Annotated in this window: 2 protein-coding genes; both read left to right on the top strand. The window is 28.3% G+C overall.

Annotated elements, in window-relative coordinates:
• Positions 1-273: 273 nt before the first annotated feature.
• Positions 274-4287, top strand: coding sequence for a non-ribosomal peptide synthetase (locus AYC61_RS10975; RefSeq protein ID WP_066501831.1), 4014 nt, complete (start codon positions 274-276; stop codon positions 4285-4287).
• 12 nt (positions 4288-4299) lie between these two features.
• Positions 4300-13890 carry a non-ribosomal peptide synthetase gene (locus AYC61_RS10970; RefSeq protein WP_066501828.1) on the top strand — a complete coding sequence of 3197 codons (9591 nt, stop codon included), beginning with the start codon at positions 4300-4302 and terminating at the stop codon, positions 13888-13890.
• The last annotated feature ends 16 nt before the right edge of the window (positions 13891-13906 follow it).

Below are 13906 nucleotides of genomic sequence, written 5' to 3'. Positions count from 1 at the left end.
ATATATTATTTTTTAACCCTGATTATTCATATAACTCCCGATAATATGCTGTAAGTTTTTGAATTAGAAGATTTTAGTGTATTCTCGACATACCGAGTTGGTATGCCGAGAAGTTAATGGATATCTTATAAACATGAGCAGAGAACTAAAATCTATTGATTTTATGTGAATTGCTTACTCATTCGAAGAATGAGTTTCATTAATAAAAAGTATTTAATTTTCTATGAATAAACTGGGTTTAATTAACTAAAAAGATTGTGAGGAGTGTCTATTGTGGAAGATTTCACCAAAAGTGAAGTACCAAAAACTAAAATCATGTATTGGGAAAAAAAATTTAAAGAAATTAAGAATAAATTAGAATTGCCTACGGATTATGCTAGACAGCCAAATATAGTATCTGAAAATTCAGTATTGAGTATGGTTATTAAAGACGATTTAGCAAAGTCAATTCGAAACTTATGTTTAGAACTTAATGAAGAACCATTTATATTACTTTTAACTGTATTTAGGATTTTACTTTATCGATACACAGGTCAAGAGGATATAGCTTTTGGCTATAGCATGATAAATATGAAAACTGAAGAGTATGATGATAATGATGCAATAATATTAAAATCAAAGCTGCATGCCAATTTAACTTTTGAAGAATTACTTCATAAAATTAGTCAAGAATATAAAGAATGTAGTGAAAATTTGGACATGCCATTTAAAAAAATAAAAGATACTTTGCAATTACATAATGATTTAATTCAGGCTATGTTTGGTTTTTTTGAAGGTTCTAAAAACATAAGATATATTTTTAATAAAATAGATAAAGATTTTCCTAATCTTGAAATAAAAATAATAGTTAAAGAAGAAATCAAAAATGATGAAATTACTATGATTTGTGAATATAATAATAGCCTATTTGAAGAAACAACAATTCATAGGATGATGAAACACTATATTAATTTGTTAAAGGGAGTAATTAGAGATAAAAAGCAAAAGATATCAACCATAAAATTGCTAAGCGATCAAGAGAGAAATAAATTAATACATGAATGGAATGACACTAATATAGTATATTCGAATGTTAAGCCACTACATAATATATTTGAAGAACAGGTATTAAAAACACCACAGCAGACAGCTGTAATATGTGGCAAGGATAAAATAAGTTACTCAGAGCTTAATATAAAATCAAATAAACTTGCACATTGCTTAATGTCACTTGGTGTAAAACCAGATGTACCAGTTGGTGTTTGCATTGAAAGATCGGTAGATATGATAGTTGCATTAATGGGTATATTAAAAGCAGGAGGAGCATATTTACCAATGGAGGTTAATGCACCAGTAATAAGGAAAGAACAAATTTTTAATGATGCACATGCCTTAGTTTGCATCTCTCAAAAGCATCTTTTAAATAAGCTGCCTAAAAAAGATAATACTATATATGTTTACATAGATGAAGGTTTAAGCGATGATTATCCTTCATCTTCTCCTGAAATAGAGTTATCTGCAAAAAATTTGATTTCAATTTACTATACATCAGGTTCAACTGGTAAACCAAAGGGAGTATGTAGTACTCATGAAGGTTGGGTAAATAGAATGATGTGGATGCAGCAGCAGTATAAATTAGAAACAGGAGAAACAGTTTTACAAAAAACAACTCTTACATTTGATGATTCAGCTGTTGAGATATTTTGGCCGTTAATGGTGGGAGGGCGTATTGCTATGCTAGAGCCTGAACTTCACAAAGATCCACAAGCAATCTTAGATGCGGTAATAAAATATGATGTAGTGGTGTTGCATTTTGTACCAAGTATGTTGGTGTTATTTCTTGATGCTGTAAATGAAGACAACAGCAAAAAGTTGCAATATTTAAAGCACACCATTTCTAGTGGCGAAGCGTTGCGTCCTGAGCTAGTACGAACTTTTATGGAAAAGTTTAAAAATGTAAGTTTAAACAATCAATGGGGAGCTACAGAGGTTTCTATTGATTCAACACATTATGTTTGTAGAGATTGTGATACAAATGAAAATGCACCTGTATCAATTGGAAAACCTATATCAAATAATGCAGTTTATATATTAGATGAGTATTTAAATCCAGTACCTATTGGAGTAGCCGGTGATTTGTATTTAGGAGGTATTGGACTTGCAAGGGGTTATTTGAATCGTCCTGAATTGACTGAAAAAGTTTTTGTTGCTAACCCGTTTAAACAGGGAACACTTATGTATAATACGGGAGACAAGGGAAGATACTTACCTAATGGTTTGATACAATTTTTAGGACGTAAAGATCATCAAGTTAAAATTAGAGGTCAGCGTGTAGAACTTGGAGAGATAGAATCAGCTTTAGCAAGTCATAATTTGATAAAAGATTGTGCTGTAGTAGCTAATAAACATTCAGAAGGATATAGACTTTCAGCGTATTATGTAACTACTGATGAAGATGTAAAAGAAAAATTGTCAGTAGAATCTTTAAGGCAATATATGTCTGAGTTACTACCTGAGTATATGGTTCCTGGTAGATTTATAGGTATGGACAAACTACCTAAAACTTCAAGTGGCAAAATAGATAGAAAAAAATTAATAGATCCTAAAGAAGATAGACCTAATTTAGAAGAAGAATATGTAGCAGCACTTACGAATATCGAAAAAGTAATTGTGGATATATGGAAAGAAACAATGAATATAAGCAAAATAGGAGTAAATGATAATTTCTTTGATTTAGGGGGACATTCGCTTGATGGTACACGCATTATGTCTCGTGTAAATAAGCAATTTGGTATAAAAATACCGCTAAGGAAGCTATTCCAAACGTTAACTGTTAAAAAGCTTAGTGTAGAAGTTGATAAAACACTAGAAAAAAATAATAATAACATAAGTAATTCATTGATGAATAAATCTATTCCTATGTCATCTGAATTAAAAATATATACACTATCAAATGCTCAAAAAAGGTACTATTTTAAGTATCAATTTGCTCCTGAAAATGCTTGTGGAGTAGCTTTTGCAGCAGCAATTGAAGGAGATTTAAATAAAGAAGTATTTATGCAAGCTTTAAATAAATTAGTAGATAGACATGATATTATACGTACTACATTCAAAGAAATTGATGGTATACCATATCAAGTTATTCGTAATGAATTAGAGATTCCTTGTCATTATTATGACTTGACTGATTTAGATGAAAAAAAGCAAAAAGAAATTATAGCAGATAAGATTGATACAGAAAAAAATACTCCATTTGATTTTGTAAATGGGCCTTTATTTAAATTTTATTTATATAAGTTCAATGAACAAAAACATATTTTCATTCACAGTGTACATCCAATTTCATATGATAGTTGGTCAGTTAAAGTATTAACGAATGATTTAAGCGAATTATATAAAGTATGTAGTAATAAGGGAAAAATAAAAAATTTAAACCAAACATTACAATATATTGATTTTACAGCTTGGCAGGAAAAAATTTTAAATTCCGGAGAGATTAATGAACAAAAAGAATATTGGAGAGAAAAGTTATCAGATATTAAAGATCAGGCAAAGCTGCCTTCTGATGAGTTGGATTATTATGAACCTATGATTATTAGACGACCTGTTATAAATAAAGAATTAACTTCAAAATTAAAGGAGTTTTCGTCTTATCATAGAACTACACTACATTTAACATTGTTAGCGGGATTTAAAACATGGATGGCATTAGTAACAGGTAAAAATGATATAGTGATTTGTTCTCCTGCCTCAGGGAGAACTCATCCTCAATTAGAAGGTATTTTAGGACTAATGGTTAATCCTGTTGCTATTAGAACAAAATTCTATGGAAATCCTAACTGTTTGCAAATATTAGAGAATATAAAACAGACAGCATTACAAGCATATGCAAATCAAGATTATCCTATAGATCTTGTATTTCAGGATTTAAATGTAAGTCATGGACTGTATTCAGTAGTATTTGTAGGACAGAATGCACACGATAGTGTTGTTAAGTTAGATAATGAATTGTATTTGAAATATTATGATAAAGAGAATCAAACAGATATTAATAAAAGAAATCAAAATAAAAATAGATTATCAGATGATCCGCAAGGGCGAATGGATTTGCATATTGAAATGTTTGAAGAAACAGACGTGATTAGGTTCCGTGTTATGTATAATCCTATGAAGTTCAAGGCAGAGACAGTAGATCAGTTTTTTAAACAGTATGAGTTTGTATTAAATCAATTTGTAGAAAATTCTAATCTCAGACTTTCTCAAATTAAGTTACAAGATTTTGATGAAATAGACGAGTTGTTTATGTAATGGGGGATAAGTATGAAAGAGAAAAAAACAATAAAGAATTCTGATAATGATTCTAAAGAAAAATATATTTTATCAGAATCGGAGAAAAACAAACTTTTAATAGATTTTAATAATACAAAGCATTTTTACTCAAAAGATAAGACAATACATGAACTATTCGAAGAACAAGTAGATAAAACATCTGATGAAATAGCAGTAATATTTGAAGAAAATAAATTAACATATAGAGAGCTTAATCAAAGAGCGAATCAATTGGCAAGAACTCTAAGAGAAAATCAAGTAAAAACAGATGAAATAGTAGCAATAATGCTAGAGCGATCAATTGAAATGATAGTATGTATAATAGCTGTACTAAAAGCAGGAGGTGCATATCTGCCTATTGATTACAAATACCCTAAATCAAGAATAGAGTATATGTTAAAAGATAGTAATTCTAAATTAATATTGACACAAAATAGCTTAATAAATTTGATAAAAGATCTGCCCATAGATGTAATTAACGTTAAAAACAAAAGCAGTTATAAAGAGGATAATAGAAATTTATATAATATAAATAATCCAAATGACTTAATATACGTTATATATACTTCAGGAAGTACAGGTAAACCTAAGGGTGTAATGCTAGAACATAGATCAGTTGTAAATTATATAAAATTTGCTCAAGAGAATTATTTAGAAAATGGTATAGGTAATTTTCCGTTATTTACATCAATAGCTTTTGATTTAACGGTAACATCGATATATACACCATTATTATCAGGTAAAACAATAATAATATATAATGATGTAAATGATTTACCTTTAGAAAAAATAATTTATTCAAGGGCAGATGTTGTAAAGATGACACCTGCACATTTGAGTATTTTAAGTGAATTGGATATTAATAAAAGGAGCGTCAAAAAGCTTATTATTGGTGGAGAATATTTAACGAACCGGTTAGCTAAAAAAATTAATAATAAGTTTGATTCTGAAATAGAGATTTATAATGAATACGGCCCAACAGAAGTAACAGTAGGTTGTATAGTATATAAATATAGTGAGAATAATCAAAATGGTATATCAGTTCCAATAGGAAAACCTATTAATAATACTGAAGTGTATATACTTGACAAATCGTTAAGCTTAGTTCCTATAGGAGTAGAAGGAGAAATATATATAAGTGGAGATGGACTGGCAAGAGGTTATTTAAATAGACCGGATTTAACAAAAGAAAGATTTATAGACAACCCATTTGTGCCTAACGAAAAAATGTACAAAACAGGAGATAGGGCAAAATGGCGTGTAGATGGTAATATAGAGTTTTTAGGAAGAATAGATGACCAAGTTAAGATAAGGGGTTACAGAATAGAACTTGGAGAAATAGAAAATAAACTTATTAAACATGAAGACATAAATGAAGCTGTAGTATTGGCAAAAAAAGAAGATGAGAATAAGTTTTTATGTGCGTATGTAGTAGCAAAAAAAGAATTGACACATGTAAATATTAGAGAATATTTGTCCAAAGAACTGCCTGACTATATGATACCTTCATATATTACACAGCTAAATACATTACCATTAACATCAAATGGTAAAATTGATAAAAAAACACTGCTCGAAATTAAAGTTGAAGTAAATAAAGCATTAGAATATGCGGCACCAGAAGATGAAATTCAAAAAAAATTAGTAAAAATATGGGAAAAAACACTAAATATAAACAAGATAGGCATAAATGATAATTTCTTTGATTTAGGAGGACATTCATTAAAAGCAATGATACTGATATCAAAGATTCATAAGGAATTAAATATATCAATATCAGTAAATGAAATATTTAATGTTCCAACAATAAAAGAAATGTCTCAATATGTAATGAACTTAAATGAAGAAAAATATTATTCGTTAAAATCAGTAGAAAAAAAAGAATATTATGAATTGTCACCAGCTCAAAAAAGAATGTTTATCCTAAGTAGATTTAATAAAGATAGTACAAATTATAATACAACGTCAGTATTCAATCTTAATGGAAAATTAGATAAAGAAAGATTAAAAGATGCTTTAAAAGCATTAATTAATAGACACGAAGGTTTGAGAATAAGTTTTCATACAATAGAAGATGAACCCATGCAGAAAATAAATTGCTATGTGGATTTTGATATAGAATACTTTGATTTAGATAATTTAGAAGACAAAGCAATAAGAGAAAACATAGATAATATGATAAATAAATTTATTAGACCGTTTGATTTAAGCAAAGCACCATTGTTTAGAGCAAAACTTATAAAAATAGACAGCAATACACATATACTTATTACAGATATACATCATATAATATCAGATGGAGTATCACAAGAAATTTTAACATCAGAATTAATAAAACTATATTGCTTAAAAGAATTACCACATCAAAGAATTCAATACAAAGATTATGTTATGTGGCAGAAAGAACAAGTGAAAACAGATAAATATAAAAAACAGAAAGAATATTGGCTAGAATTATTTAAAGGAGAAATACCAATATTAAATATGCCAACAGATTATCAAAGACCAAAGATTCAAAGTTTTGAAGGAGATAGTGTTACTTTTGATATAGATAAAGAAACAAAAGAACAGTTGCAAAAAATTGCAAAAGAACATAATGCAACATTATATATGATTTTACTAGCAGCTTACAATACATTGCTGTACAAATATACAGGACAAGAGGATATAGTAATCGGTAGTCCAATAGTGGGCAGAACTCACTCAGACTTAGAAAATGTAGTAGGGATGTTCGTGAATACATTAGTCATGAGAAATTATCCAAAAGCAGATAAGACTTTTAAAGAATTTCTATTACAAGTAAAAGAAAATACTCTAAAAGCATTTAAAAATCAGGATTATCAATTTGATGATTTAGTATCAAAGCTAAATATAAAAAGAAATGCAAGCAGAAATCCATTATTTGACACAATGTTTGTAATGCAGAATAACAGTGTGAAAAAAGTACAATTAAATGATTTAATAATAAGTGAGCGTGGTGTAAAAAAAGACTCATCAAAATTTGATATGACATTAGAAGCAGTAGAAGTAGAAAACGGTATATCTTTCAATTTAGATTACTGCACTAAATTATATAAAAAAGAAACAATATATAGGCTAAATAAGCATTTTATAAATTTATTAAATCAAATAGCTAATAATCCTGAGATTAAAATTAATGAAATAGATGTATTAACACAAGAAGAAAAAAATCAGATGCTGACAGAGTTCAATAATACAAAGTCTTTTTATCCAAAGGAGAAGACAGTACATGAATTATTTGAAGAACAAGTGGAAAAAACACCAGAAGAAATAGCAGTAGTATACGAAGATAAGAAGATAACTTATAAAGAACTCAATGAAAAAGCTAATCAAATAGCAAGGATATTGCGGCTAAAAGGAGTAAAAGCAGATGAAGTAGTAGCTGTAATGCTAGAAAGATCAATAGATATGATAGTGTGTATAATGGCGGTGCTTAAAGCTGGCGGAGCATATATGCCAATTGATCCACAATACCCAAAAGCAAGAATAACATACATGATAAAAGATAGTAATGTCAAAATACTTCTAACACAAAAAGATTTAATCAATATGGAAGATGATAATTTTGGAATAGAGATGGTTATTGTCGAGGATGAAATTATTCTTAGTCAAGATGGGACTAATTTGTGTAGTATCGGTAATCAAGATAGTTTAGTATATGTAATATATACATCCGGAAGCACAGGTAAGCCAAAAGGGGTAATGATAAAGAACTATAATGTTGTACATTTAATACATGGGTTGCAAGAAAGGATTTATAACAAATATAATGATAATCTTAAAATCGCATTAGTTGCACCGTATGTATTTGATGCATCTGTAAACCAGATATTTCCTTCATTATTATTAGGACATAGTTTGTTTATAGTACCTGAGCATGTTAGATTAAATGGGAATAATCTTATGAAGTATTATATTGAAAATTCAATAGAAATCACAGATGGAACACCTACTCATATAAAGATGTTATTAGAATCAAATCAAATAATTGAAGATGGAAAACTAAAAGAGTTTGTAATAGGAGGAGAAAGTTTATCACCTAAAATAGTAAAAAAATTCATAGATAAATTTAAAAATTATAAGCCTATTATAACAAACGTATATGGTCCAACAGAATGTTGTGATATAACAACTACGTATACTGTAAAATATGAAAAACTAAAACATATGGTAAATATGCCGATAGGAAAACCTATAACAAATGCTAAGGTATATATTACAAATAAAGACTTAAAACTACAACCAATAGGAGTACCTGGTGAACTATGTATATCAGGAGATGGGTTATCAAGAGGTTATTTGAACAGGCCACAACTTACAGAAGAAAAATTTATTTTGAATCCATTTGAACATGGAGTAAAAATGTATAGAACAGGAGATTTAGCTAGATGGCTACCAGATGGTAAAATAGAGTTTTTGGGAAGAATAGATAACCAAATAAAAATAAGGGGTTTTAGAATAGAACTTGGAGAAATAGAAAATAGCCTTTTAAAACATGAAGTTATAGAAAAAGCTGTAGTACTAGCAAGACAAGATGAAAAAGGTGATAAGTACTTATGTGGATATATAGTAGCAAAGAAAGAATTAACTGTATCAAGTCTTAGAGAATTTTTATCGAGTGAGTTACCTAACTATATGATTCCATCTTATTTTGTACAAATAAAAGAAATACCACTGAAATCGAACGGGAAAATTGATAGAACAGCATTAATGAATTTAAATACAATCATGACTACAGGAATAGAATATGAAGCTCCAACAAATGAAACTCAAAAGAAATTAGTGAGTATATATAAAGAGATATTGGGACTAAATAAAATAGGAATAAATGATAATTTCTTTGATTTAGGAGGACATTCATTAAAAGCAACAATTCTGATATCAAAGATTCATAAGGAATTTAACGTACAAATACAAATGCAAGAGATATTTACAGCATCAACCATAAAAGAAATATCTAAGTGTATTGATAATGCTAAAAAAAATATATATAGCTCTATAAGAAAGGTTGAAAAAAAAGCATATTATCCATTGTCCTCTGCTCAAAAAAGAATGTATGCAATAAATCAAATCAATAAAAATACTACTAACTATAATATGCCATCAGTATTTAATGTAGAAGGTAAACTAGATATATTAAAACTTAAAAAGGTATTTAAAGAATTAATATATAGGCATGAAAGTTTAAGGACAAGCTTTGATATAAGAAAAGAACAGCCTGTACAAATAATAAATGAAAAAATAGATTTTGAAATAGAGTATCAAGAATTAAATAATGCAAATGAGGAAAACAATGCTAGTATCACCAATATTGCTAGAGAATTTGTAAGACCATTTAATTTAGAAAAAGCTCCTTTAGTTAGGGTAGGTTTAGTAAAAGTAGATAAAGAAAAATATATTCTTATGATAGATATGCATCATATTATATCAGATGGAGTATCATCGACAATCTTAAAATCGGAACTTTCTAAGTTATATAATGGAGAAAAACTAGACAAAGTAAATATACAATATAAGGATTATGTGTTGTGGCAGCAGGAACAATTTCAAACAGCATACTTTAAAGAGCAGGAAAAATATTGGTTAGAAAAATTTAAAGGAGAATTACCTATTTTAAATTTGCCAACAGATTACAAAAGACCATCTGTACAAGGTTTTGAAGGTCATTGTATTGACTTTGCAATAGACAACGAATTAAAACAAAAGCTACTAAACATAGCAAAAGAAAATAATATAACGTTATATATGATCCTACTGGCAGCATACAATATACTGCTTTATAAATATACAGGACAAGAAGATATTATAATAGGAAGTCCGATAGCTGGAAGACAGCATGATGATTTAGAAAATATTATTGGTGTGTTTATAAATTCATTAGCTATGAGAAATTATCCTAACGGAGATAAAACATTCATAGAATTATTAAAAGAAGTACAGGAAAATTCACTAAAGGCATATGAAAATCAAGATTATCAATTTGAAGAGTTAGTAGAAAAACTTAAAATTAAAAGAGACATGAGCAGAAATCCTTTATTTGATACAATGTTTGTGCTGCAAAATTTGGATACAAGAGGATTGGAACTAGAAGGATTAAAAATCATACCATATGAATTTAAAACAGGAACATCTAAATTTGATATTCTGCTAAGGGCATTAGTACAAGAAAAAGGCATGAAATTCAATCTAGAGTGCAGTATTAGCTTATTTAAAATAGAAACTGTAAAAAGACTAAAAGATTATTTTATAAATATATTAAATGCAATAGCTGAGAATTCGACTATTAAGCTTAACGATATAAACATGATAACCGATAATGAAAGAAAGCGAATATTGTGTAATTTTAATAATACAAAAATAGCGTATCCAACTAACAAAACAGTTCATGAACTATTTGAAGAGCAGGCAAAAAAAATACCTGATGAAATAGCAGTAATATACGAAGATGATAAAATCACATATAAAGAGCTTAACGAAAAAGTTAATAAATTAGCAAGAACATTAAGAGATAAGAATATAAAGCATAATGATGTTGTAGCAATAATGACAGAAAGATCAGTTGAAATGATTGTGTGTATATTGAGTGTACTTAAAGCGGGCGGAGCATATTTGCCTGTTGATCCCAAATACCCTACAACAAGAATAAAATATATGCTGAATGACAGTAATGCCAAAATACTTTTAACACAAAATATTTTAATCAATACTAAAAGTTATGATTTTGACATAGAGACTGTTATTGTTGATGATGATAGCGCACTTAATCAAGACACCACTAATTTGTCTTCTTTCAGTAATCAAGATAGTTTAGTATATGTTATATATACATCAGGGAGTACGGGAAAACCAAAAGGAGTAATGATTAAAAACAATAATGTTGTAAATTTGGTATATGGGTTAGAAGAAAAAATCTATAAGAAATATCAAAACAGACTAAATATATCATTGGTAGCTCCATATGTTTTTGATGCTTCTGTAAAGCAAATATTTCCTTCGTTACTATTAGGACATAGTTTATATATAGTTCCAGAAGATGTGCGTTTAAGTGGATATGAGTTGCTAAATTATTATATTAAAAATTCAATTGAAATTACAGACGGTACACCTATGCACTTAAAGATGTTATCAGAATTGAAGCTTACAATAAAAGACACAAAGTTAAAGGAATTCTTAATAGGGGGAGAAAGTTTATCTCATACGGAAGTAATGAATTTCTTAAATAAGTTTGAAGACAATATGCCTGTAATAACGAATGTTTATGGACCTACAGAATGTTGTGATATAACAACAGTATATTCAGTAGATTATAATAAATTAAAACATATCATTAGCATACCTATAGGTAAACCTATAGCAAACGTTAATGTATATATCGTTGATAACAATTTGAATTTACAGCCTTTAGGGGTGCGGGGAGAATTATGTATATCAGGAAATGGATTATCAATAGGGTATCTTAATAGCCATGGACTTACGGAGAGAAAATTTATTAATAACCCATTTAATGATGGTACAAAAATGTATAGAACGGGAGATTTAGTAAAATGGCTTCCAGATGGGAATATAGAATTTTTAGGTAGAATGGACAATCAAGTAAAAATTAGGGGATATAGAATTGAACTAGGTGAAATTAAAATTGTACTTGAAAAATTCAAATCAATAAAATCAGCAGTTGTTTTGGTGAAAAAAGATAAATCTATAGGAGATCAACTTGTATCATATTTGGTTGTTAGGGAAGGATTAAAAATTAAACAGGAAGAGTTGAAAAATTATATTAAATCTAAATTACCAGCATATATGATTCCTACAAAGTTTACTATTATAGATAAGATACCATTAACTACAAATGGCAAAATAGACAAAAAAGAACTCGTGAGAATTAAAGGTGAACAAATAAATTTAAGTAATAATAATGAACCTAGTAATTGGATAGAAGAATTAATGATGAATATATGGACAGATATTTTAAAAGCTGAAAATGTAGGTGTAGATGATGAATTTTTTGAATTAGGAGGACATTCATTACTTGCAACTCGTCTTATTTCTAAAATTCGAAGTAGTTTTAAAGTAGATTTACCAATTAGTGATGTATTTGAATATACAACTATAGCTTCGTTATCTCGTAAAGTTCAAAAAGAAATGAAAAAAGGTCAAGGAATTAAAATATTAGAATTAAAAAAATTTGATTATAATAAAACCTTACCATTATCATTTGCTCAGCAGCGATTATGGTTTTATAATCAGCTTGAACCAAATAGTCCATTATATAATGTGCCTAAAATTATGAGAATGAATGGCAACTTGAAATTAAAAGCATTAGAAGATAGTTTTAATAAAGTTATTAATAGACATGAAATATTTAGAACTACTTTTAGAGAAATAGATGGTGAAGCAGTACAAGTAATTGACTCTAGTAAAAAAATAAAAATAGATATTTCAGATTTAAGGAGTTATTCGCAAAATGAAGTTGAAGATTTAGCCTTTAACATATGTAAAGAAAAAGTAAAGGAAGTATTCGACTTATCAAAGGGACCATTATTAAAAGTAAATTTATTATGGTTAAAAGACAAAGAATATATTTTAATTATAAATATGCACCATATAATTTGTGATGGTTGGTCTATAGGAAATATGTTACATGAGTTACAAGCATTTTATACAGCTTATATAAAAGAAAATAAAGAATGTTTGTTAGCAGATTTACCAATACAGTATGCAGATTTCACACTGTGGCAGCGTAAATGGCTACAAGGTGAATTATTAGAAAAAGGAATTGGATATTGGCAAAGAAAACTAAGTGGTAAACTGCCTATACTAGAGTTATCAACAAATAATAAGAGTATGCAAAACAATAAAAATGTAGGAGCTGTTTATGAATTTAGTATATCAAAACAGCTAAGTGATATTTTAAAAGAATTAAGTAGGAAAAAAGGAACAACTTTATTTATGACATTATTAGCTGCATTTAAAACATTATTATATCGCTATACAGAACAAACAGATATTATAATTGGAACACCTATTGCCAATCGAAATAGAAGTGAAGTTGAAAAATTAATAGGATTTTTTGTGAATACGTTAGTCTTACGTACTGACCTTAGTGGTAATCCAACCTTTGATGAATTATTATTTAAAGTTCGTGAGGTTGCATTAGAGGCATATATGCATCAAGATATTCCTTTTGAAAAAATAGTTGAAAAATTGAAACCAGAAAGACATGCTGATGTATCTCCTTTATTTCAAGTGATGTTTTCTTTGCAAAATACACCAGCAAAAGTAATAAAGCTGCCTGAATTAACTTTAAGGTCAATAGAAGTACACAATGAAAGTGCAAAATTTGATTTATATTTATCAATTGAAGAAAAAAAAGATGGCTTAAATGCATCTTTTGAATATAAAACAGACTTATTTGATGATAAAACTATTCAGTGTATAAGTGAAGATTACCAAACAATATTGGAGAATATAACAAAGAATCCACAGCAGCGTATATCTTCAATTCCTATGTGCTCAGATGTTGTGGATTTAGAATCATCAGATTTAGATGATATATTTGCATAATAAAGGAGGTTATTTT

The organism is Abyssisolibacter fermentans, from assembly GCF_001559865.1.
Taxonomy (GTDB): domain Bacteria; phylum Bacillota; class Clostridia; order Tissierellales; family MCWD3; genus Abyssisolibacter; species Abyssisolibacter fermentans.
Note: the sequence above shows the minus strand (reverse complement) of the source record. Positions and strands in the feature narration are given on the sequence as shown.

Coding starts and splice junctions, on each gene's coding strand:
- AYC61_RS10970 (WP_066501828.1), top strand. CDS start 4,300: ATGAAAGAGAAAAAAACAATAAAGAATTCTGATAATGATTCTAAAGAA.